General features: G+C 49.6%; 17 protein-coding genes. 7 read left to right on the top strand and 10 right to left on the bottom strand.

Going from position 1 to position 22,911, the window contains the following annotated elements; all coding sequences use genetic code 11:
* Positions 1 to 13 precede the first annotated feature (13 nt).
* Both IEY24_RS18575 and guaB read left to right on the top strand, forming a co-directional pair.
* On the top strand, positions 14 to 1,327 hold the full coding sequence (locus tag IEY24_RS18575) for a transporter associated domain-containing protein (RefSeq protein ID WP_188934768.1): 1,314 nt from the start codon (positions 14 to 16) through the stop codon (positions 1,325 to 1,327).
* Positions 1,328 to 1,403: 76 nt separating this feature from the next.
* Positions 1,404 to 2,876: an IMP dehydrogenase gene (gene guaB / locus IEY24_RS18570; protein WP_188934766.1), complete on the top strand. Its 1,473-nt coding sequence runs from the start codon at positions 1,404 to 1,406 to the stop codon at positions 2,874 to 2,876.
* A gap of 160 nt (positions 2,877 to 3,036) precedes the next feature.
* Here the strand turns inward: guaB and IEY24_RS18565 are convergent, their stop codons facing one another.
* Both IEY24_RS18565 and IEY24_RS18560 read right to left on the bottom strand, forming a co-directional pair.
* Entirely contained in the window at positions 3,037 to 3,693 is a 657-nt protein-coding gene (locus IEY24_RS18565) for a DedA family protein (protein ID WP_188934764.1), read from the bottom strand.
* Between the two features lie 41 nt (positions 3,694 to 3,734).
* The gene (locus tag IEY24_RS18560; RefSeq protein WP_188934762.1) at positions 3,735 to 4,529 is read right to left on the bottom strand and encodes a phosphosulfolactate synthase; all 795 of its coding nucleotides are present in this window, start codon (positions 4,527 to 4,529) and stop codon (positions 3,735 to 3,737) included.
* Between the two features lie 167 nt (positions 4,530 to 4,696).
* Here IEY24_RS18560 and IEY24_RS18555 point away from each other — a divergent pair, with 167 nt between their 5' ends.
* From IEY24_RS18555 to IEY24_RS18540, 4 genes are all read left to right on the top strand, one after another.
* Positions 4,697 to 5,179 (top strand): PaaI family thioesterase, encoded by a 483-nt coding sequence (locus IEY24_RS18555; RefSeq protein WP_188934760.1) that lies wholly within the window; start codon positions 4,697 to 4,699, stop codon positions 5,177 to 5,179.
* Positions 5,180 to 5,203: 24 nt separating this feature from the next.
* Positions 5,204 to 6,037 carry a nucleoside triphosphate pyrophosphohydrolase gene (gene mazG, locus IEY24_RS18550; protein WP_188934758.1) on the top strand — a complete coding sequence of 278 codons (834 nt, stop codon included), beginning with the start codon at positions 5,204 to 5,206 and terminating at the stop codon, positions 6,035 to 6,037.
* A 107-nt stretch (positions 6,038 to 6,144) separates the two neighbouring features.
* Positions 6,145 to 6,444 carry a hypothetical protein gene (locus tag IEY24_RS18545; RefSeq protein WP_188934756.1) on the top strand — a complete coding sequence of 100 codons (300 nt, stop codon included), beginning with the start codon at positions 6,145 to 6,147 and terminating at the stop codon, positions 6,442 to 6,444.
* Positions 6,445 to 6,447: 3 nt separating this feature from the next.
* A complete protein-coding gene (locus IEY24_RS18540; RefSeq protein WP_188934754.1) occupies positions 6,448 to 7,113 on the top strand; it encodes a thiamine diphosphokinase in 666 nt (221 codons plus the stop codon).
* Here the strand turns inward: IEY24_RS18540 and IEY24_RS18535 are convergent.
* The 8 genes from IEY24_RS18535 to IEY24_RS18500 all read right to left on the bottom strand — a co-directional run bounded on the left by IEY24_RS18535 (position 7,108) and on the right by IEY24_RS18500 (position 21,426).
* Complete coding sequence (locus IEY24_RS18535) at positions 7,108 to 8,751, bottom strand: M1 family metallopeptidase (RefSeq protein WP_188934752.1); 1,644 nt, start codon at positions 8,749 to 8,751, stop codon at positions 7,108 to 7,110. The two genes, IEY24_RS18540 and IEY24_RS18535, sit on opposite strands and share 6 nt — an antisense overlap.
* A 21-nt stretch (positions 8,752 to 8,772) precedes the next feature.
* Positions 8,773 to 9,753: a Kelch repeat-containing protein gene (locus IEY24_RS18530; RefSeq protein ID WP_188934750.1), complete on the bottom strand. Its 981-nt coding sequence runs from the start codon at positions 9,751 to 9,753 to the stop codon at positions 8,773 to 8,775.
* Between the two features lie 125 nt (positions 9,754 to 9,878).
* Complete coding sequence (locus IEY24_RS18525; RefSeq protein WP_188934747.1) at positions 9,879 to 11,258, bottom strand: glucoamylase family protein; 1,380 nt, start codon at positions 11,256 to 11,258, stop codon at positions 9,879 to 9,881.
* A 28-nt stretch (positions 11,259 to 11,286) separates the two neighbouring features.
* Positions 11,287 to 12,957, bottom strand: a complete 1,671-nt coding sequence (locus IEY24_RS18520) for a glucoamylase family protein (protein ID WP_188934745.1) — start codon at positions 12,955 to 12,957, stop codon at positions 11,287 to 11,289.
* Positions 12,957 to 13,799, bottom strand: coding sequence for a LamG domain-containing protein (locus tag IEY24_RS18515; protein WP_188934743.1), 843 nt, complete (start codon positions 13,797 to 13,799; stop codon positions 12,957 to 12,959). The genes IEY24_RS18520 and IEY24_RS18515 overlap by 1 nt, the downstream gene beginning before the upstream one ends.
* A gap of 20 nt (positions 13,800 to 13,819) precedes the next feature.
* The gene (locus IEY24_RS18510; RefSeq protein ID WP_188934741.1) at positions 13,820 to 15,313 is read right to left on the bottom strand and encodes a RagB/SusD family nutrient uptake outer membrane protein; all 1,494 of its coding nucleotides are present in this window, start codon (positions 15,311 to 15,313) and stop codon (positions 13,820 to 13,822) included.
* Positions 15,314 to 15,326: 13 nt separating this feature from the next.
* Positions 15,327 to 18,359 carry a SusC/RagA family TonB-linked outer membrane protein gene (locus IEY24_RS18505; protein WP_188934739.1) on the bottom strand — a complete coding sequence of 1,011 codons (3,033 nt, stop codon included), beginning with the start codon at positions 18,357 to 18,359 and terminating at the stop codon, positions 15,327 to 15,329.
* Between the two features lie 166 nt (positions 18,360 to 18,525).
* Positions 18,526 to 21,426: a triple tyrosine motif-containing protein gene (locus tag IEY24_RS18500; RefSeq protein ID WP_188934737.1), complete on the bottom strand. Its 2,901-nt coding sequence runs from the start codon at positions 21,424 to 21,426 to the stop codon at positions 18,526 to 18,528.
* An 84-nt stretch (positions 21,427 to 21,510) separates the two neighbouring features.
* Here IEY24_RS18500 and IEY24_RS18495 point away from each other — a divergent pair, with 84 nt between their 5' ends.
* Complete coding sequence (locus IEY24_RS18495; protein ID WP_188934735.1) at positions 21,511 to 22,887, top strand: hypothetical protein; 1,377 nt, start codon at positions 21,511 to 21,513, stop codon at positions 22,885 to 22,887.
* Positions 22,888 to 22,911: the final 24 nt, after the last annotated feature.

Raw genomic sequence — 22,911 nt, 5'->3', positions numbered from 1 at the left:
TCTCTGAACTTTCGTGAAAGAAACAGAAGACAGTGACGACCCGCTTGCCCGAACGCGTACGGGGATTGATTTTCCCCAGAAAAGTACGCACCTCACGCTGGCAGGGGCTATCATACCCTTTGATTTCCTGGCCCCTTACGACTTTATCGTTGTCATAATCCTTCTTTTAATATCCCTTTTCCTCTCGGGCATCCGCGCAGCGTATGCGGCATCCGGCGCAATGGAAAACCCCTGGGAGCGGAAAGCCGAAGGCGAAAGTCAATTACCTACACGTATTCAGCAACTGGCGCTATCGCTGGTGCAGCGCGGCATTACACTGTTCGCATTATTGCTTGCGGCACGTTTGGCGTGGTTGCAAATGCAGTCGGGCAATGAAGCGGTGCGTTGGGCGGTACTGGCATTCCTTGTGGTTTGGATCTGGCTCGATGCGATCGTGCGTTACAACAGCGCGCGTAAGGCACAGGAGTTTATTCCCAGAATTTCCGGTCTTACCCAATTTCTGATCAAAATATGCAAGCCGCTCACCCAACCGATCATGAAGCTCGGATACTCGTTTGGCGTGCTTACGCCCCAGGGCGCCGAGATCACCACCGAAATGCTGGAAGCCAAAGCGGAAAGCGAGGAGGAAACCGATTTGCTGCGGGGACTGGCCAATTTCCGGCAGACCAATGCCCGGAAAGCCATGCAGGCGAGGGTGCAGATCACATCCTTTGATATTGAACTCGATTTTCATGAACTCATGGATCGGATTAACAAGTCGGGTTATTCGCGTGTGCCGGTTTACCGGGATGATCTTGACCATGTTGAAGGTATTTTGAACGTAAAGGATTTGCTCCCGCATATTCATCTGGACGAGCATTTTCACTGGCAAAAGCTGCTAAGGCCTGTTTATTTTATACCTGAAAGCAAGCGACTCGACGACCTGATGAAGGACTTTCAGAACCGCCGCGTGCATATGGCGATCGTTGTGGACGAGTACGGCGGCACAAGCGGGTTGATCACCCTGGAAGATATTATTGAAGAAATTTTCGGGGATATTAATGATGAATATGACGAGGATGAGGAGGTCAATTACACGCAGGTGGACGAGCATACCTATGTCTTCGAAGGCAAGGTGCTAATCAACGACCTTTGCCGTCTGCTGAACCTGGAAACCGATTATTTTGACGAGGTTAGGGGCAACAGCGAGTCGTTGGCCGGGCTGTTGCTGGAACTGTTTTCCCGGCTTCCGCGGACCGGCGAAATCGCTACACACCGGGAGGTTACCTTCAAGGTACAGTCGGCCGACAAGAAGCGCATTAAAAAAGTGCGGGTACTGGTGTCATAAAAAAAATACAATTCGATTTTATTTACTCAGAACTTATTCTTAATTTTGCCCGGCAAATAACAATAGTTTATTTGCTATGAACACAGACCCATCCAAAGTCCTCTTCGAGGCACTCACCTACGACGACGTTCTGTTAATCCCCGGTTATTCAGAAGTCCTGCCTCGTAACACCACAACAAAAACCAAGCTTACGCGCAACATCGAGTTGAACATTCCTATTGTTTCAGCTGCTATGGACACGGTGACGGAATTTGAGCTGGCCATCGCTATGGCTCAGGAAGGTGGTATTGGAATAATCCATAAAAATATGTCCCTGGAAGCGCAAGCTGAGCAGGTGAGAAAAGTAAAACGTTCTGAAAGCGGCATGATCCTCGATCCGATCACGCTGCTCGACAATTCGACCCTCGGCGATGCGCATCAGATCATGCGTGAGTTCAAGATCGGAGGTATTCCCGTCATCGACAAAGAGCACAAACTGGTCGGTATCCTTACCAACCGCGACCTTCGTTTCGAACGCGAAATGAGCAAGCCGGTGACCGAAATCATGACGAAAGACAAGCTCATTACAGCTTCGGAAGGCTTGTCACTCGACGATGCCGAGAAAATCCTGCAAGAGTACAAAATTGAAAAGCTGCCGATCGTAGACGCAGAATATCGCCTGACAGGTCTGATCACTTACAAAGACATTCTGAAACGCAAATCACACCCGAATGCCTGTAAAGACGAATATGGCCGCCTACGCGTAGGAGCAGCCATAGGCGTTACGCCCGACGTGCTGAAACGTGTTGAAGCGTTGGTGAAAGCGGGTGTGGACGTAGTGAGCCTCGATACCGCCCACGGACATTCCCAGGGTGTAATCGATGCTTTGAAGTCTATCAAAGCAGCATTCCCGAAACTGGATGTGATCGCCGGTAACGTAGCAACAGGCGAAGCTGCAAAAGCGTTGGCCGAGGCTGGTGCTGATGCCGTGAAAGTGGGGGTTGGTCCGGGTAGTATTTGTACAACGCGTATCATCGCGGGTATCGGAGTTCCTCAGCTGACTGCAGTAATGTGGGCAGCGGAAGGACTGAAAGGCACCGGCGTTCCGGTTATTGCCGATGGCGGTATTCGTTTCTCGGGCGACATGACCAAAGCATTGGCTGGTGGCGCAAGCACGATTATGATCGGTTCGATGCTCGCGGGTAGCGATGAAGCTCCGGGCGAGGTTGTGATCTACGAAGGACGGAAATTCAAGGCTTACCGTGGAATGGGATCGGTTGAGGCAATGGAAGATGGTTCGAAAGATCGTTATTTCCAGGATGCCGAGGACGATGTGAAAAAGCTCGTTCCGGAAGGTATCGTAGGCCGCGTACCATTCAAAGGCAAAGTTTCCGAGATTATTTATCAGATGGTAGGAGGTTTGAAGGCAGGTATGGGTTACTGCGGCGCAGGTGATATCGAGTCGTTGCAGAAAGCACAATTCGTAAAAATTACCTCCGCTGGTGTGAAAGAAAGCCATCCGCACGATATTATGATCCAGAAAGAAGCTCCGAATTATTCGAGATCGTAGGTTCGGCTTAATGGTCGGTAATCGTTATAATCGCCGACCACCGATGGTTGATTCATATAACAGAAAAGCGTCGTAGGAAACTACGACGCTTTTCTGTTATATGAAATGTATTCAAATACCTTATTAATCGGTGGTCAGCGGTCGGTCGTCACAACAACCACTATGCTGCACTAGGCTTTGCAAACCTGCTTTTCAGGTATGAGAAAATCATTGGGAGAATGGAGATTCCGATGATACCGAAAATCACCAGTTCGAAGTTCTTTTTAACAATTTCCATATTTCCGAAGAAATAGCCCAGCAATGTGAGGGTAGGGACCCAAAGCAATGCGCCTACGATACAGAAAACGATGTATCTCGAATAATTCATGCTACCAGCACCGGCCACGAACGGCGCTACCGTACGAACGATCGGGATGAAGCGCGCCATGATTACCGTGCTGCCGCCGTGCTTTTCGTAGAATGCTTCGGTTTTTTCCAAATACTCTCTTTTTAGGAATAATATCTTCTCGCGTTTCTTGATCTGTCCGCCGAAGGTTTTTCCCATAAAATAGTTGACGTTATCACCAAGTAATGCAGCGATAATGAGGATAATGATGATCAGCCAGACGTTCAGGCCGGTGGTTTCGTTAGCAGCAATGGCGCCGGCGGCAAAAAGGAGCGAGTCACCGGGAAGCAGCGGCATGATCACCAGGCCGGTTTCGGTGAAGACAATCAAAAACAGAATGACATAAGTGAGTGTACCATATTGCTCCACGATATTGAACAAATGCTTGTCCAGGTGAAGGAAGAAATCAATGAACTGGGTTAAAAATTCCATAGCTAAACATTAAGTTGACAATCTGTTTTATTGGTCCTGTACTATTTGGAATCGATTTTCCACTTCTGTTTGGTTTTGGTATTCAAGAAGTGGTTGAATGTATCGCCGCGAAGGCCGAGACGGATCGTTTCGAGCGGGATCAGTTCGCTGGGAGCAATGTTTCCAAGATTGACATTGGCGCCAAGAAGCTTCACGAACCATACTTGCTGAGATTTCTGGGGAGCTTCCCATATCATATCTTCGAATGCAATCTCCGTCAGGATCTCCTCCACAAGCCCCTGGCGTACCTCGCCGCTTGCACGGAACAAACCTACGTTTCCGGACTCACGGGCCTCGCCTATCACCTTCCAGGCGCCTGCCTGCAACTCCGATTTAATGAGTTGGATCCATTTGTAGGGAGGGATGATCTTGTTTTCATCCTTGGAGCCCACTTCGGAAAGAACGGTAACCTGTTTGGAAAGCGTATGAATGTATTCGCATTTAACGTCTTGCGGCATTTCAATGGAGCCGTCAGATACCTCTGCGTGGGTCAGCTCGTACTTGTCCAGCAATTTACGGTAGTCGTCGAACTGGTTGCGGACTACGAAAGCCTCAAACAATGTCCCTCCGAAATACACCGGAATGTTGGCACTTTTATAAATCGCCAGCTTCTCGTCCAGATTAGGGCTTACGAAAGAAGTGGCCCAGCCCAGTTTTACGATATCAATGTAAGTCGATGCGATGGATAGCATATCTTCGGTTTCCCTGACACTCAGCCCTTTGTCCATCACCATGGTAAGTCCTTTTGTTCTGGGTTTCTGGGAACGCTCGGGAACCTGCGATAACGTAAAATTCATATATGAGTAAGCATTTATCTCTGGCAAAAAAACTCCGGCAAAGGTAGTAATAACCTTCGATACGTAACAATAAAATCCATAGCATTGACTCGTAGCCATCAATTTTTCTACGATAATTACTATTTTTAAAAATTGCATTCACAACTATCCAACTTATCCCGGCATCTATGAACACACACACGCAGACTGACCCGCAAACTGAAAACGAGCGGCTGCCTTTTCTTCGTCAATTTGTGGGCAGGCCTATGGACCAGCATTTTTCACCCGTGGCCAAATGGCTCAACGGCGTCCTCCTTTCGATCGAGGAAGGCGCAATGGAAGTAGAATACCATGTTCGGGAAGATATGTGCAACCCGATGGGCACATTGCATGGCGGCATTGCAGCTACCATTCTCGACGATATTGTGGGAACGATGGTATATGCGATGGGCCGGGAGTTTGGCTTCACGTCTGTCAACCTTAACTGTGATTTTTTGAATCCCGCGATCGTTGGTGATGTGCTTGTGGCTAAATCGGCAGTGATCCGGGCCGGGAAAAATATTATCCACGTGGAAGGGAAGCTGGTTAACGCCCATGGCCGGATCATTGCCAAGTGTACGAGCAACCTTATTCAAACGGCCTTTAAATTGCCGGCGGTGCCGGGGCAGTAACGGGTTTCGCAGTATCTTTGTGGTATGGAAAAACAATTCAGTGACCTGCCAGAAAGCCGCCAGCAACAGCTTATGGCCTTCGACCGTTTGTTGACGATTATGGACGAGCTCCGTGAGCAATGCCCCTGGGACAGAAAGCAGACGATGGAAAGTCTGCGGCATTTAACCATCGAAGAAACGTACGAACTTTCCGATGCGATTTTGAACAACGATTTGCCTGAAATCCGTAAGGAACTGGGGGACGTTTTGCTGCATATTGTTTTTTATGCTAAAATAGGGTCGGAGCAAAGTGAAGATAAGTCCTATCATTTTGATATAAAGGATGTTTTGCATGGCATTTGCGATAAACTGGTTGCCCGTCATCCGCATATTTACGGCGATTTCGTGGCCGATACCGAAGAAGCTGTAAAGCAGAATTGGGAAAAGCTGAAATTAAAGGAAGGCAATAAATCCGTGCTTTCGGGAGTCCCTGCATCCCTGCCCGCCCTCGTGAAAGCGATGCGCATTCAGGAAAAGGCAAGAGGCGTCGGGTTTGACTGGGATGAAAAGCAGCAAGTATGGGCCAAGGTGGAGGAGGAGTTGCAGGAATTCAAGCAAAACTTTGATATTGAAACCACCGATGTGATCAACCAGAAGGAGGCCGAAGGTGAATTTGGAGACCTGCTGTTTTCTTTGGTAAATTACTCAAGATTTGTAGATATCAATCCCGAAACTGCTCTCGAGAGGACCAATAAGAAGTTTATCAGCCGGTTTCAATATCTGGAAGAAGCCGCCCGCGCAAACGGCAAGTCGCTATCAGATATGACGCTTGAAGAGATGGATGTATATTGGAACGAGGCCAAGACAATGGGGGTTTAAAAATTTTGTTCCGAATGATGTTACCAAATGTCGAATATGGCGTATAAATAAAAAGCCGGGCTGAGGCCGGTTTGAAATTCATTTATACACTATAACTTCATAAAGACATGTACCTGGAACAACGCATTGAGCAACTTGAAAATGTTACAGTCGAACACGGAAAACAGATTGAGATGATAGCAGCAGGATTAGCTACATTGACGGGCACAGTCAACAATGGGTTCGAAGAAATACGAAGGCAGTTCGCGCGCATTGACGACAAGTTTGCTGAACATGACGAACGATTCGAGCGCATTGAAACCAAGCTTGCTGAACATGACGCACGATTCGATCGTATCGACCAGCAGTTTCTGCAAGTTCATGGCGTCCTTACGGAGCTGGTAACCCTCGTTAAGAATAAACTGTAATTAATGTCATCACATCACATCGTTCGGGAGAAGCAGGAGCCTGCTTTGATTATTGCTAATGGGGAAGCCTGCTCTCCGGAATTGTTAGGTCAGTTGCTGGAATGGAGCCCGTTCATTGTCGTGCTCGACCATGCCATTTACCGGGTTTTGGATCTGGGGATTAAAATAGATGCCTGGATGGGCGATTTCGATATGCCGCACGATGTAGAAATGATACGCGAACGCCAACACCCGCTTGAAATTATTAATACCCCCGACCAGGAAAAGACCGATCTCAATAAAGCAATCGAGTTTTTGATTGATAGAGGCTTTCCCGCCGCGAATATCGTTTGGGCTACCGGACGCCGGGCCGATCACGCCATTACCAATATCACGGATTTGGTCCGTTATAAGGATAAAATCAAACTGGTGCTGCTGGATGACTATTCCAAGATATTCCCGCTTACAGGCACATTCGAAAAGTGGTACACTGCCGGCACACCCATTTCGCTGATACCGGTAGGCGCCGTTGATGGCATTGAAACATCTGGCTTGAAATACAATTTAAATAATGAAACCCTGACAATGGGCCACAGAACTGGCAGCAGTAATGAAGCCGAGGCTGATGGCATGGTCAGGGTTTCCGCACAGAAGGGCGACCTTCTGATTATGGAATGCTGGGATTTATAAGGAAGCCTGTTTGGTTTCCTTGGATTCCACATAGAAATTCCGGTCGACAGTCAGCGATTTCTCGCCTTTTACTTTCAACGTTTTCCAATCGTTTGTGGGGTAGAGGAATTCCTCTTTTCCGCTTGCGAGCTTCACTTTTACCGGCATATCGAAGTGCTCAATCGTGTTGATCCACCGGTACTGCAATCCTTTGCCCGTGAAAGCATATTCCAGAACGGGAATTCTTACATCCCGCAGGTACTGATCGAAAACTTTGGAGAGATTTCTTCCGGCGTGTTCGCTGATGTAATTTTCGATCTGAGAACCATCGACAGTCTGATGGTAGAAAGTTTTGTTTAGTCCGCGGAGGATCTGACGCCATTTTTCATCGTCATTGACCACCTGACGGATGGTATGGAGCATGTTTCCGCCTTTGTAATACATGTCCTTCGACCCTTCCTGATTAACCCCGTAAATACCTACAATAGGAATGTCATTCGCGATGAGCTCTCGGGTGCCGATGACATAATCCTCACCCGCTTTTTTGCCGTAATAGTATTCCGTATAAAGATTTTCCGAATAGTTGGTAAAGCTTTCGTGTACCCACATATCTGCGACGTCCTTATAGGTAATATTATTCGCAAACCATTCGTGCCCGCTCTCGTGGATGATGATAAAGTCCCATTTCAGGCCCCAGCCGGTATTTGAAAGATCTTTGCCGCGGTAACCCATTTTGTAGTCATTGCCGTACGTTACGGAGCTCTGGTGTTCCATTCCAAGGTAGGGCACCTCCACAAGTTTGTAGCCGTCTTCGTAAAAAGGATAAGGACCAAACCAATGTTCGAACGCTTTGAGCATCTTGGGCGCTTGCTTGAACTGTTCTTTCGCTTTTTCCAGATTTTGAGGCAATACATAATAGCTGAGTTGCAAATCGCCCTTCTCGCCTTTGAATGTCTCTTTCCAGCTCACATAGTTGGCCACATTCATATTCACACCATAGTTATTGATCGGATTTTTGACGAACCAGTTGAATGTGTGGGAATTGTCGCTGTTCTCAATCAGCGAGCGCAGGTTTCCATTCGAAACGTCCGTCATGTTCTTGGGGACGGTTATGCTGATGAGCATGCTGTCGGGCTCGTCGTACATATGGTCTTTGCAGGGCCACCATACGCTTGCACCGAGTCCCTGGCATGAGGTAGAAATGATCGTATTACCTTTTCCGTCGGGTACCCATTGCACACCGCCGTCCCATGGCGGGCGTTTCGCGAGCCGTGGCTTGCCTGCGTAGAAAACCTCAACGGATTCAGTTTTGCCGGTTTCCTGCTTTTTCTTCAATGTGATAAAAAATGCATTGCCGTCGCGGCGGTAGGTGAGCGTCTCACCGTCCTGAATTACTTTGGTTACCTGCAAGGGTTCCTGCAAGTCCACTTGCATGGTCTGGTATGGTTTCAAAACCTTGTAGCTGATGGCAGTGCTGCCCGTAAGCGTGCTGTCTTTGTCGTTGGGCCTAACGCTGAGATGGTAATAGCCGAGGTCCCACCATTCCCGTTCGGGTGTGATAGAGCCCCGCAGCGTGTCGGCGTGGGTGAATACTTTCTTTTGTGCAAAAGAAGCGAGTGAAACAAAAAGTAAACAGATACCGGCGAGTTTTCTGAGCATTTGAGTTAACAATGAAGTGTATTATTTATCGAGTATTTCCATATCGTTCAGCTCCGGGCCACCGCCGCGGTTGGCTGAGCCAGCTGCAATATATACTTTCCTGTTAAGCGAAACAGCCTGCGTGCCATGCCGCCCCTGGTGAAGCGAAGGCAACTTTTCCCACTTCTGGGTTTGTGGATCAAATGCTTCCACTTCGTTGTGTGCCTCCTGGTGCGCATCGCTTTCGCCGCCTATTATGAGTATTTTGTTGTTGAAAACAACGGCAGTGTTGCCGGCGCGGAGGGTAGGAAGGTTATTGGAAGCATCCAGCGTGGTCCATTTGCCGGTTTTAAAATCATAAACATCTACTTCCTTGATAACGGTGTTCAAAACCTGGTTGATACGCGCCGTAGACAGGCGTCCGCCAGCAACGTAAAGCTTGTTGTCCAGCACCGCTACCTGTACGTGGTCGCGCGGGCGTGGAGCGTCGGCGAGCGTTTTCCAGGTGCCGGTCGCCGGGTCGAATTCATCGAACCAGGTAACCTGGCCGTCCCAGTGGCCGTCCTGAATGCCGCATACCAGGTAGATTTTATCATTTAATGTAAATGCACCAGCCGCGCCGCGTCTGCGGTTTTCGGGAATGGCAGCCCCTTTGCGCCATTCGTTTTTGATGGGGTTGAAAATATAAATGTCCGGAATAGGCACCTCGTGCGGATAGCCGCCCGTGAATGCGCCCAGTACATAAATTTCATTTTTATAGCTAACCGCCTGAAAATGGCTCATTTCGAGTGGCGACGGCGCAAGGTTTTTCCAGGAATCTTTTTTGAAGTCGTATTCATCAACCGGCTTAACACCGCGCCCTCCCAACAAATACAATTTCCCATTCGCGGTGGCCATGGCGTTTTCATGCCGTTTTTCGGGCAAATTCTCCGGTTCGGAGACCGTCCATATCTGCGCCGATCCCTGCAATGCGAATGCATGCAGCGCAATCAGTAATGCAGCTTTATGATAGAGTGGTTTCATATCGATTACGTTTGGAATGGCGCATTATTTGCTTTTCAAAAACGATATCAAGGTACAATTATATTCCATAAAACAGAAAGACCAGCTTGCGGCCGGTCTTCCTGCGAATATTAGCTAAAAAGCGGTTAATTTCTGCTGGATACGCCCAACGCCGGACTTTCAAATCCCAGCTTTTTCAGGCCTTCCCGTACTTCGGGGTCCTTCATGAACAACTTCCAGAGCAAACCCGTCCGGTAGTTCTCGATCATCACAATAATTGGCCCCTGGTCGATGGCCAAATGCGATTTGGCATACCAGTTCTGCGATTCGTTGAATGCGTCGGTAAAGCCGTATTCCGACCAGATTTTATCTCCCATATCATCATAAAAATGACGCAAGGCCTTCATCGACTGCTCTGGCGTGTACGGGAACGATGATAATGCGGCGGTAGGCGTAATCGTACCGAAGTCGTTGGTCGGTGAATGCGCGTTGTAACCATTGTAAGTATCGCTGGCGGTCAGGCCCCAGTTGTTTTCTCCATAACCCTTGAATTTGCCCGGGTTGGCAACGCAATGTTTGTAGTTAATCAGCGAATGGTTCACATTTTGCTCCCAGTAATCGGCATACTGATCTTTTAAATGACGCGGGTCGAGTCCCAGGAATGAATAATGCGCAAAAAACAATGGCCCGCCATATTCGAAACCGAGCGGCAGCTTTACGCCATAATATTCCTTCCCATTGCGGAAATGGTCGCTTTGCGCCCAGCATTTGTCGTACACCTGGCGGGTAATCGGGTAGCGTGGGGAAGCTGCCCCCATGATGTAGGTGATCAAAGTCTCATTGTAACCGCGCAATTCGAAGTTCATCGCCCAGCCGTTGTTAGGGCTCCAATGCCAGTAAAGCTGGTTGGGGTTGCCGCGGGTATACCAGTCCCATTCAGCCTCGTTCCATATCCAGGTAATGCGGCTGCGGAGCTCTCTTTCGAGGTCGGTATCGCGGTCGAAGTATTGTCTTACGGCGAGTAGTCCCTGGAAAAGGAATGATGATTCCACCAAATCACCACCGTCGTCTTTCCGGCCGAATGGGATGATCTTGCCCGTCGCGCCATTGAGCCAGTGTGGGAAAATGCCGTGGTAATGGTCCGCTTTCGAAAGGAATTTCACCATTTTCAACAATCGCGCAGCCACTGAGTCGCGGGGTTGCCATTGCCGCTCCGCTGCTACTACCATCGCCATTACGCCGAAACCAGTTCCGCCGATGGTACAAACCTCGTCGCCGTAGTCGAAGGCAATATTGCTGCGCTCGCGGGCCAGGCCGCTCACAGGGTGGCCGAAATCCCAGAAATACCGGAACGTCTGCTTTTGAACAAGTTCCAGCAATGCGGTATCCGAAAGGTTCTTTGGCCGGTCGGCCGGGTTGAAGGCAGCAGGTTTTGCAGCTGCCGATTTTTTCTTTTGTGCTACGCTATCCGCGTGGGAACCGGCGAATAGCGTGAGGCATAACAGTAATTGGAAGTATAGCTTCATAGTCGAGTGATATTTTAATGGTAGTATATTAAAGCGCCGGGCTGTTGAACCCGAGCTTTTTCAGGCCGGTTTTAACCTCTGGGCTGCTCATGAAAAGCTTCCATGGCAATTCCGTTCGATGGTTTTCGATCATTACGACGATCGGCCCCTGGTCGATGGCCAGGTAGGAATCGGCGAACCACAACTGATCCAGCGAGAATGCATCGTGAAAGCCATATTCTCCCCATAGCTTGTCGCCTAATTTGTAATAAAAGAATTTCAATGCTTTCATCGATTCCGCGGGCGCGTACGGGAATGCGGATAGTGCGGCTGTGGGCGTGACCACCCCTTTGTCATTACCTGGAGAGTTGGCATTATACCCGTTCGGGATGTCGCTAGCGGTAAGGCCCCAGCATTGGTCGCTGTACCCGTAATATTGCTGCGGGTTGGCTTTACAATAGTTATAGTTGATGAGGGTATGGGCCTTGTTTTGGGTAAAATAATTGGTAAAACGGTCGGTCAGACCGGTGGGGTTTAAACCTAAAAACGAATAATGCGAGAAGAACAGCGGCCCGCCAAACGGCTCGCCGAGCGGTAATGTAATGCCGTAATACGCTTTCCCGTTCGTAAATGTGCTGTTGCCTGCCCAGCCATTGTCATAAACCGCTTTATCGATGCCATGGGTAGGCGAAGAGGCGGCCAATGCATAGGTAATGAGGCATTCGTTCCAGCCTCGGATCTGGTGGTTCATATCCCAGCCGTAATTAGGGCTCCAATGCCAGTAAAGTACGTTTTCATTGTTTTTCCGGAACCAGTCCCATTCCACTGCTTCCCAGATCGCATTGATATCAGCCCGCAAAGCAGTTTCAGCCGCATTACCCTCATTGAAATACTGACGGGCCGTAAGCAGGCCTTGAACGAGGAAGGAAGTTTCTACCAGATCAGCCCCATTGTCCTTCTCACTGAATGGTACCGCCACACCCGTAGCGCCATTGAGCCAATGCGGGTAAGCGCCGTGAAATGTCTGCGCCTTTTTGAGAAAGCCGACGATCTTCTGCATTCTTTCCAGGCCCTGTGCACGGGTGACGAACTTCCGCTCGATGGCGATCGGAATGGTCATAATTCCAAAACCGCTGCCGCCTGAGGTTACCACGTCGCCGGAAGTGTTGCGTTCCCGCGCGAGCCCGCTCACGGGATGCCCAAAATCCCAGAAGTATTTGAAGGTTTGCCGCTGAACCAGGGTTAGCAATGCTTCGTCGCTGATCGCAGGGAACTTGTCGGCAGAGTCGAGCGCCGTGATCAATTCTACTTTTACCTCACTGAGCAGCATGCCGCCGGCTTTGGACTTCAATCCCTTTGTAGCAACAACCGAATAGCTTGTGAGGTATTTTAAATCGGCTGAGGGAGTGATCACTACCGAACTGTCGCCGCCTTCCAGGACAGCGGTAAATGCAACGATCTCCCCGGAGGCGGATTGGAAAGTAACCCCGTTGGCGACGGTAGCATTGTCGAGTGAGGAGGAAAATGTAAACCTGATTTTAGGTTTCAGGTTTACATCCTTGTATTTGAGCCCGGAATAGGCGCCATTCACTTTCAGGCTATTGAAACCGAATGAGGCCGGTATTCCGGGATTGGATGGCCCGGGGGTTTCCTTTTCCGATTTACAGGAAACCCCGAGCCAGATGATGGAACACAGAAAAAGGAGGTGTCTGAAAGGCATTATTTCCCTCTTGATTCCAATTTAACCAGCGCATCTACTTCGGCATCTTTCAAAGCAACGTTGTAAATCCGCACTTCGTCGAGCAGGCCCGTCAGGTAGCTTGCCCAATCCTGCGCCCCCGATTCGGAAGTCAGGCTGGGTTTGGTCTGGAATTGAACGGTACCGAACACCATTTTACCCGGACTTTTCCATTTCAACTCTCCAAAATTGGCGACCGTAGTGGTAGCTGTTTTGGAGCCATTCACATAAATACTGAAAGTTGACGACGTGGCGTCGTACGACAACGCAAGGTGCGTCCAGGAATTGTAAAGGTTCACAATGCCTTCCTTGGCTACCCAGGCATCCACCTTGTCGTTCTGAATGTGTGCTTTGAAAACACCGTCGGTTTCCGTGCCGCCGTTTTCGAAAAACGTCTCTATGTTGCCCCAGAAACCATTTGTCTGGGATAAGCCGACGAGCCCGATGATACCACCCTGCACTTTGGTCGATGGGCTGTTCACCCAATAGGTCATGGTAAAGCTCTTCAATCCGAGAATGGCCGCAGTTGGGTTAAAAAGCACGTAGCCGTCTTTTGCACCTTTCATCGCCTGGCCTTTGAGTCCGTTTGCGAAAGTGGTACCGGTGTTGGTACCCGCGGTGTTGGAAATAACATCGCTGTATGTGCCATCGAAAGGGAAATGTGCCACCAGGTTGGCCTTCGCAATTTCGTCGGAACTGGTAAAACCCCCGATCGACACGCTGGGCGCGTAGCTTTCGGGATCGAACTTCTCGTAACAGGATGTTACCCCGAGCATGGTTGTTGCACACAATGCCACGGTCAGTTTATTCTTAAAAGTTTTCATCGATAGATCGTGGTTTGAGATTAATAACCTGGGTTTTGGGTGAGCACGCCTGCACTAAGGTCGATTTCGTTCTGAGGGATCGGCCAAACTTCGTTTTTGCCGGCTTTCCAGCCTTTGGGGCCGAAGATTTCGGCAGCGCGTCCCTGGCGGATGACGTCGAAATAGCGGTCGAATTCCATGGCCAGTTCGGCGTGGCGTTCATTCCAGATCGCCGTGCGCAATGCAGCTTTGTCGGTAGTGGTAACTTTTGGAAGGATGGTTTTGCTAGCGCCTCTCGCACGTGCACGGACCAGTTCAAGCGAAGCGAGTGCCTGGGTGGTGTTGCCGACTTCGTTGGCAGCTTCCGCATTCATCAGCAGGACCTCCGCATACCGAATCACGCGCACATTCTGTTGGGACCCTTCGTTGAACCCGGTTACGTACAGCTTGAACGGTACATACGATTTCTGGTTGTACATCGGGTTATCGCCGGTTGCAGGAATAGCATCTCCGGCGGGCGTAGTTTCGCCGCGAAAAATGATGGTTGCATCTCTGCGGGGGTCACCCGCTTCAAATGACTTCGAAAGTGCTTCGGTAGGGACATTAAAGCCCCAGCCGCCGCCAGTTACACCACGAACGCCTTGCACCTGAGAGTACTGAGAGTTAGATGCGTCCTTGTTGGAAGGTATCAGTTCGTTCTGAATTTCGAAGATAGACTCCTTTGAATTTTCGTTGGCCACACGGAACAATGCCTCGTAGTCGGAAAACAGGGAATACTGGCCTGAGTTGATAACTTGGGTGGTAAGGTCGAAAACCTGCTGCCATTTGGCCTGGTACATCGAAACTTTGGCATGAAGCGACTGCGCGGCACCCTTAGTAACGCGACCGAGATCGGCGGCGCCGTAGTTTTGTGGCAATGCAGCCGCAGCTTCGGTCAGGTCTTTTTCGATTGCTGCATACACGTCCGCTTTGGGTGTGCGTGTCAGGTTGTATTCAGTCGCGTCTTTGGGCAGGCTAAGGCGCAATGGCACGTCTCCGAATGCCCTCACGAGCCTGAAATACGAGTACGCGCGTACAAATTTCGCCTCGGCAAGATACCTCGCTTTCAAGCTCTCATCCATACTGATCGCCGGGATATTGCTGATCACCTGGTTGGCATAGTTAATGTTTTGGTATTGTCCTTCCCAAAATCCGCCAAGCTGCCCATCCGTGGAGCCTACTGTGAAAGTGTCATACAGGTTGAAGAAAGTCGCATCCGACGGCGTGCTCCCTTTTTCAGCATCGTCCGAGCCGATACTTTCCAGCGCGATGGCCCCGAAAGCTGTGTTGTTCCAGCTTCTTAAATTGGCATACATTGCATTCACGGCTTTGGTCGCATCGGCTTCGCTTTCCCAGAAAACGGCACCGGCCTGCTTGCCTTGCGGATCAACATCCAGGAAGCTGTCGCTGCATGAGGAAGGGACGATCAGGAGTGCTGCAAGCCCGAGATATAGCCCTTTCTGCCTCAAATTGGTTTTAAAACTTATATTTTTCATATCGCTTGTGATCTTAGAAGGTGACATTAATACCAAAGTTGTATGTCGCTGAAAGCGGGTACACATTGGCGTCGATACCGGCTTGAGTCGGTTTGTTTTCGTTGGCTCTTACCTCGGGTGACAGTCCTTTGTATTTAAAGAAGTTCAAAGGATTCTGTGCATTTGCATACAGACGCAACTTGCGGATTTTCAGCCTTTCGTTGAAAGCCTGCGGGAACGTGTAGCCGATCTGCGCATTTCTGACCCGGAAATAGCTGCCGCTTTGTACAAAGAATGAGTTTGGCAGGTAGTTCTGGCCTCCGCCGATGTTGGCCGAAGGATAGGTGTTCGAAGTACCTTCTCCGTGCCATCTGTTATCGTAAAAATCCTTGGTGAAGTTTTCATTACCATAGCGCCAGCCCATATTGGCATTGTAAATATCCACTTTGGCAACACCCTGGAAATCGAGCATGAGGTCGACGCTCTTATAAGTCCAGCTGGTGTTGATACCGTAGGTGAATTTCGGGTTGGGATTCCCGATTACCTGGCGGTCGAGACCGGAAATGTTTCCGTCCGGCACACCGTTGGTTCCACTGATATCGCGGTATTTAAAGTCACCTGGTTTCGCACCCGGCTGGGCCGAATTTTTAATTTCTTCATCATTCTGGAAAATGCCGTCCACGATGTAGCCGTAGAAAGAGCCAATGGGGTCGCCTACGCGGGTACGGGTTGCAAGTGCACCGCTTGTGAGGCCAACACCGCCATCATAAATAGGGTTAGCACCCGACGACACGGAAAGAACTTTGTTATTATTGACCGCTCCGTTGATTCCGACGCTGTAAGAAAGACCATCGGTAATATCGTCACGCCAGTTCAATGCAAATTCGAAGCCTTTGTTCTGGAAATCGGCCTGGTTGCCCACGATCCGGCCCGAGCTCGTACCAATGGAAGTCAACACCGGAATGTCGAAGATCGCACGCTCCGTTTTCTTGATATAATAATCCAGTTCAACGGCTAATCTCGATTTCAGAAAGGAAGCCTCGATACCTACATCGGTACCCACACCACGTTCCCAGTAAGTAGTGGGAGGGATGATGGAGTTGATGCTGGCACCCGTATTCAGCTGGCCGCCGAAGATAGCCGCCAGACCTCCGCCGGTAGCCACTGTGAGCGTCGATAAGTTGGAAGGAACAGATGCATTGCCGATTTTACCCCAGCTACCGCGGACTTTCAGGTTATCGAAAATCGTCTGGCCTTTCATGAAGTTCTCATTACTGATCACCCAGCCCGCACCCACAGAAGGGAAGTAACCCCAGGCATTACCACCCTCGAAGAATTTAGACGAACCATCCGCACGGAGAGAAGCGTTCAACATATAACGTTCTCCGAAAGAGTAGTTTATACGACCAAAGTAGGAGGCATACGTTCCGAGATCGCCTTCGTCTTTCACATTACGTCCGTCCGCACTGCCCAATGCCAGGTAAAGGTCGCCCTCGTTTGAAAAAGGCACATTCAATGCATTGGCGGTTAGTTTGTACGACTGGTCACGCTGAGCGGACTGGCCCAAAAGCGCCGTAATGCTGTGCTGGCCGAATTCTTTGGTGTAGGTCAAAGTATTTTCAAAGATCCAGTAGCGCGTTTGCGGCCGTACGAATTCGAGGAAGCTTGTTGTGTTGCGCTGTTTGAAAGTAGCAACATACTGCGGCACATAAGTACGGGTTTCGTCTTGTCCGTAGCGTCCGCCGAGGCTGGTGCGGAATGTAAGGCCTTTGAATAGCGAGAGCTCCGCGTATGCATTGCCGGTAAGAAGTGTCTTTTTGGTATTCTGGTTATAGAAATCAACCGTAACCTGCGGGTTGAAGTTGTTACCATCACCCAGATTGTAATCAGTAGGATCACCATAAGTGCCGTCGGCATAATAAACCGGCACAACGGGGCCCGCCGCATATAATTGACGGAAAATACCGCCCGCTTCATCTTTCGATTTGCTGAAAGAACCGGTTGCCGAGTAACCCACTTTCAGGTTTTTCAAAACCTGGAAATCATTTTGCAAACGGGCTGTGTAGCGTTTGAAATTGTTCTTTTCAACAATACCATCCTGATTCAGGTAGCCGAGCGAGAAGTTGTAAGTTGATTTTTCGCCGCCGCCACTGATCGAAAGCTGGTGGTTGGTTACGAATGCATTGCGCAGGATCTGGTGGTACCAGTCGGTGCCTTCGCCAAATTGCGTAGGGTCAAGGATATCCGTTTTTCCATTGACACGGCTCAATTCGTTGATCATCGTGGCATATTCATTCGCATTCGCCATTTTGATCTGATTGGTCACTTTCTGGTAACCTACAAAGCCGTTGTAATCGATGACCGGCTGTCCGGATTTTCCTTTTTTAGTAGTGATTAAAACCACCCCGTTTGCCGCCCTTACACCATAAATGGATTGGCTGGACGCATCTTTCAGGATGTTCATGCTTTCGATATCGCCTGAGTTCAGAAAGCTGATATCGTCGAACCAGACACCGTCGACCACGTACAATGGATTAGCGCTGCCATATGCGGTTCCCACACCGCGGATGCGGATCTGAGGCGCCTCACCAGGCTTACCAGAGTTGTTTATCTGTACGCCGGCAACCTTGCCCTGCAAACCGCTGACGGCGTTCATAGAAGGCTGCTTCGAAATTTCGGCTCCTTTGATTTGCGTGATAGCTCCTGTAACGTCGAGTTTTTTCTGCGAACCATAACCTACGATTAGCACTTCGGTCAATGCTTTGGCATCTTCCAGTAATGCGACGTTCAGCGTAGTCTGGTTGCCTACGGTGATTTCCTGGGTAACCATTCCGATCATCGAAAATACGAGGACGGATTGTGGTGACGGAACTTTTATGGTGAAGGTACCATCGGCATCGGTAGGTACACCGGTAGTAGTGCCTTTGATGAGCACGCTGGCGCCCGGCAGCGCCGAATTGTCGGCACTCGAAGTGACCTTCCCGGTCACATTTATTTCCTGCGCGTAAGAGAAACTCCCCAGTGCCAGGAAAACGAGCATGTACAGTAATCGTACAATAGTTTTCATCAGTTTCAAATTGGTGATTGAATTATTATAAGAATTTATTGACTTCAAAATTAAGTTCCAAGCGGGGGAGGAATCAAAAAAAGCACTACATCACCACTACATCAATGGGAATAATGCAAGGTTTGCCTGAACAAAAGGAGTTTGATAGCGGATTAATGCAATCGGGTCAAATGTCCATCATAAATTGGGCCAGATTGGCATCGTTGTCCAAACCGAGCTTTTTACGAAGCCGATAGCGCTTGATTTCCACACCGCGTACGGAAATCCCCAGAACGGGAGCCATTTCTTTTGTGGAAAGATTCATGCGAAGGCATGCCGCAAGCCGCAGCTCCGAGGGGGAGATGGTCGGGTATATCTGCCGGAGCCGTTTGAAGAACTGTTCGTGTACTTCATCGAAGTTCTGTTCGAACAAAACCCAGTCGTCCTTGCCGGCCACGTTGCGTTCGATACTGTGCAGGAGCTTTTGATAATGGATGTTGGGAAGCTGCTGCCCCATTTCGGCTTTCACCTGTTTCAGTTCGTCGCGGATCTCTTCCAGAATTTCATTTTTCTTCACCACGTTGATCGCCACATTCGAAAGCTGCTGACTCTTGCTCTGAATGTCGCTTTGAAGTTTTTCATTCTGTATCTGCATGATCCGCCGTTCGCTGGAAAGGCGTTGCTGGCGTAGTTTTTCCTCCTGCTCTTCGATCAGCTTCCGGCGGTGGCGCGCAAGCCGTTTCTCCTGGTAAACGATAAGTGCTGCCAGTGCCACGGCAATGATCACGGCGAAAAGGATCTTGGCAAACAACGTCTCGCGCCAGTAAGGCTTCACTCCGAAATGATAAGTGCCGATGGTGTCGTTGAGATTGCTCCTTATCTCAAAAATGTAGTCGGTCGATTCCAGGTTTGTGAATTCGACGAAACTCTGATCCGTCCATTCCGACCATTGATCGGTCAGGCCTTTGAGCCGGTATTTATATTGCACATTCTGGCCATAAACGGGTAATGCGAATGCAATGCGCAGCGAGCGCACCTCCGCGGGCAGCGAGGGAGCTCCCGAAACGGCGAATGTTTCATTGAGGTTGCGCAGGTTAGCAACTTTGCGGATCGCCGGCGGACCGGCCGCTTCGTTCTGCTCGTCACGCGTCTTTCGGTTGTATAGCGCATAGCCGTTGTCGAGGCAAAAGAAATAGTAATCCTCCGAAAGCGGGACGACGGTCTCGCTGTTGCGCACGAGCGAGAGCGGGAGGATTCTCGTTTCTTTGCCCGGCTGATAGAATGCCACGCGGTTGATGAAAACTTTGAACCAGTCGCCATGCAGTCCCGTGCGCACTTTGTAATTATCTTCTTCTTTTGAAAAGTCGCTGCTTGTAATGAGCTTACCGGAAGGATCGGGCTGGAAAAACGCATTGCCGGAGCGCACGCGTACCTGCCCGTTGAGCCATTGCACTACTTCCACCGAAAATTCACTGGGAAGGTCCTGCGGCGCTTTAAATTCTTTCCATAGCAGCGCCGAGTCGAGTGCGGGTGTGAGTTTAGTCTGAAATAAACCCCTGTACGCATGCCCGAGCCAGAATGTACCGGCATGGTCGCGCACGATCTGGCGGATCGGGATTGGTACCGAATTTTTGACGGGGTAAGCGTAAGTCCACACGCCTTTTGCGTCCTTTTTATACACATGCAATCCCACATAAGCGCCCTGTAAAAGAAGCGTATCCCGACCGTATTTGACGGGCAGGAAGATCCAGCCGCCATTGATATTCGAAATTTTGGTAATGCCATTTTCTTCAATTCGGTAGGTAGCATCGTTATGACCGCACAGGAGCTGGTCATCGAGTACTTTAAGCGCCCAGGTCTGGCCTTCGAGCCCCCGGACGGGCCGGAATGGCTCGGGAGAAAGCCATTTTTTCACAAATACACCCTTGTTCGAGCCTACATAAAGATTTCCGCGCCAGATGGCCGCTGCATAGGTGGAGCCGAGCGGATTGTCGCTGGTCTGGTAAGCGATGATGGGAGACGACATTTTGACCATATCGATTCCCTGATCCAGCCCGATCCAGAGCTGTTGCCGCGCATCCTCTTTCAGGGCCAGCACCGTGTTGTTTTGCAGCCCGGTTTCCTTGTTGAACTGATACCTCAATACGCCATTCTTGGAAACCACATAAACCCCATTCTGGATCGTCCCGAACACGATGCTGCTATCGCGGCTCATGACGATCGCACGATTGACGATGTTTCTTTTCAGATCTTCTGAAATGGCGATGTTCCAGGGGATGAGCGTGCCGTTCTGCCAGATGAATAGCCCGTGTTTCGTCGTAGAAATCAGGATTCCGCCGTTGGAAAAGGGTAATATGGAGGATATAATGGTAGGAGAGAGGCTTTCCGTGCCGGTCAAAGGTTCAAATTGCTCTCCTTTTAACTCATAAATACCTCGGCCGATTGACTGGACCAACACCCGGTTACGGACAAACCGCATGAACATGATGTTGCCCGGACTTTTGATTTCTTTCAGATTTTTACCGTCGTACCGGTAAATCACCGAGAAGGATTGGAAGTAAATGTATCGGGGCGTTTTAAGGATATGCCAGATTTCTTCCGTTTTCAGACTCACGAAACCTGCTTTTTTGCTTAGAGAATAATATTTCAGCTGGCCATCCGCTTCTTTTTTCCAATATCCGAACTCCGAAAAACCACCCACATAAATGCGTTGCTCAGCCTGAGCGCTCCGGTTCAGGACTTTTCCACCGGGCTGTTCTGATGTATGTTCGTCGTAAAGTGCTGCACGAACGATCTGACCGTCGGGCAGGGGATAGAGCTTCCATGACGCTCCGTCGTGTTCCAGCAAGCCATCCGAATTGGCAGAATAGATAATGTCGTCGGCGCTTTGGCTCATGTCCCAATTCTGATTGTGGGCTTTGTAAAGAGAGGCCGGATAGTTGATCAGCGGAGGGGTTTCCTGGGCAAGAGAGGGACGAAAGATTGTAACCAGCAATAGTATGGCAGTACAGCAGCCCGCCTTATATTTGAAGGCCCGGCTGGGTAAATGACTTTTTACGAGTCGTTTTTCTGCCGTATTCAATATCATTTTCAATTAACTATTAATCTCGTTTTTAGCTCTTTAAGGAGGGTTTGTTGCGATATTAGTACATGTAACTCAATAGTACTCTAAATGAAAAAAATCCTTTCCCTCATGCTCCTCGGCACGTCTGCCGTCACAGAGCCCGTCATGTCGCAAAACGACAACAAGAGAAATGATATCCGCTACAATCTTAACGAATCCGGTTCACATTATGTGAAATTCACATTCACGAATCAGGTATGGCTGCGGTTGAACGACAACAATCCAGGAACCACCGTTTTGAGTGATGGACAAACAAACACTTTCGATATCGGCCTTCGCCGCACGCGCATGCAGTTGTTTGGTCAGCTCACCGACCGGATATTTTTTTACACGCAGTTTGGAATGAACAATTTCAATAAGGTCAGCGCATTTCCGGCCTACAATACCGCCGGCACGCCCAGCCAGCGCAAGATCGCGGCGTTTTTCCATGATGCCGTCGGGGAATATGAAGTGCAGCGCAAAGGCAGCAACTTCATCCGCTTCGGTGGCGGTCTTACGATCGTGAGCGGCTTCTCGCGCTTTTCGCAACCCAGCATTGGTACGATCATGACGATGGATGTGCCTGTTTTTGCCCAGGCCACGGTTGACCAGACCGACCAGTTTTCCCGAAAACTAACCATTTACAGCCGAGGGCAGATCGGTAAGCTCAACTACCGCGTCGGGGTATCCGATCCATTTCCTGTGGAAACGAGCGGTTCCACACCGGCGGCGCTCAACCAGAATGCGGTTTTCTCGCAACGCAAAAACAGTAAACAATTCCAGGGCTTATTGATTTACAATATTTTCGATACCGAAGACAACACGACACCCGGTTATATGACCGGTACTTATCTGGGTAAACGTAAAGTCCTGAACATAGAAGCGGGCATTACTTCCCAAAAGAATGCGACCTGGCGAAAAGAGTCGGTCGATACGCTTTACAGCAATATGACGCTCTGGTCGGTAGCGGCTTACCTGGATATGCCCTTGAATGTTGAAAAAGGAACTGCATTGTCGGCCTATCTTGGTTATTTCGGAACAGATTACGGAAAAGGTTATCTACGCTACAACGGCATTATGAACCCTGCCACGGGCACCACTCAGCCCATCGTGGGCGTGGGCGGCACGCACGGGAATGCGTACCCTATGTTTGGGACAGGGAATGTGATTTACGCACAGGCCGGTTATAAGTTGAAAGAAGGCCTGCTGGGCGATCAGGGTACGTTAATGCCTTATGCATCTTTGCAACGGGGCGATTATGACCGTTTGCAGGATGCGGCGAATGTGTATAACCTGGGCATCAACTGGCTGATGAAAGGACATAACGGCAAACTATCACTTAATTATGAGAACCGCCCCGTTTACAAAACGGCTTCGGTCGCCAATGAGCTTGCCAAAGACGGCCGGCGTGGTAGCTGGACTTTGCAATATCAGATTTCAATTTAAACCAGCCGGGCATTCCGGGCCCGG

It is taken from the genome of Dyadobacter endophyticus, assembly GCF_014641595.1.
GTDB classification, from domain to species: domain Bacteria; phylum Bacteroidota; class Bacteroidia; order Cytophagales; family Spirosomataceae; genus Dyadobacter; species Dyadobacter endophyticus.
Note: the sequence above shows the minus strand (reverse complement) of the source record. Positions and strands in the feature narration are given on the sequence as shown.

What these genes read in the sequence shown, in the direction of transcription:
- guaB (WP_188934766.1), top strand. Translation starts at nt 1,404, where the DNA reads ATGAACACAGACCCATCCAAAGTCCTCTTCGAGGCACTCACCTACGAC.
- IEY24_RS18565 (WP_188934764.1), bottom strand. Translation starts at nt 3,693, where the DNA reads ATGGAATTTTTAACCCAGTTCATTGATTTCTTCCTTCACCTGGACAAG.
- IEY24_RS18560 (WP_188934762.1), bottom strand. Translation starts at nt 4,529, where the DNA reads ATGAATTTTACGTTATCGCAGGTTCCCGAGCGTTCCCAGAAACCCAGA.
- IEY24_RS18555 (WP_188934760.1), top strand. Translation starts at nt 4,697, where the DNA reads ATGAACACACACACGCAGACTGACCCGCAAACTGAAAACGAGCGGCTG.
- mazG (WP_188934758.1), top strand. Translation starts at nt 5,204, where the DNA reads ATGGAAAAACAATTCAGTGACCTGCCAGAAAGCCGCCAGCAACAGCTT.
- IEY24_RS18545 (WP_188934756.1), top strand. Translation starts at nt 6,145, where the DNA reads ATGTACCTGGAACAACGCATTGAGCAACTTGAAAATGTTACAGTCGAA.
- IEY24_RS18540 (WP_188934754.1), top strand. Translation starts at nt 6,448, where the DNA reads ATGTCATCACATCACATCGTTCGGGAGAAGCAGGAGCCTGCTTTGATT.
- IEY24_RS18535 (WP_188934752.1), bottom strand. Translation starts at nt 8,751, where the DNA reads ATGCTCAGAAAACTCGCCGGTATCTGTTTACTTTTTGTTTCACTCGCT.
- IEY24_RS18530 (WP_188934750.1), bottom strand. Translation starts at nt 9,753, where the DNA reads ATGAAACCACTCTATCATAAAGCTGCATTACTGATTGCGCTGCATGCA.
- IEY24_RS18525 (WP_188934747.1), bottom strand. Translation starts at nt 11,258, where the DNA reads ATGAAGCTATACTTCCAATTACTGTTATGCCTCACGCTATTCGCCGGT.
- IEY24_RS18520 (WP_188934745.1), bottom strand. Translation starts at nt 12,957, where the DNA reads ATGCCTTTCAGACACCTCCTTTTTCTGTGTTCCATCATCTGGCTCGGG.
- IEY24_RS18515 (WP_188934743.1), bottom strand. Translation starts at nt 13,799, where the DNA reads ATGAAAACTTTTAAGAATAAACTGACCGTGGCATTGTGTGCAACAACC.
- IEY24_RS18510 (WP_188934741.1), bottom strand. Translation starts at nt 15,313, where the DNA reads ATGAAAAATATAAGTTTTAAAACCAATTTGAGGCAGAAAGGGCTATAT.
- IEY24_RS18505 (WP_188934739.1), bottom strand. Translation starts at nt 18,359, where the DNA reads ATGAAAACTATTGTACGATTACTGTACATGCTCGTTTTCCTGGCACTG.
- IEY24_RS18500 (WP_188934737.1), bottom strand. Translation starts at nt 21,426, where the DNA reads ATGATATTGAATACGGCAGAAAAACGACTCGTAAAAAGTCATTTACCC.
- IEY24_RS18495 (WP_188934735.1), top strand. Translation starts at nt 21,511, where the DNA reads ATGAAAAAAATCCTTTCCCTCATGCTCCTCGGCACGTCTGCCGTCACA.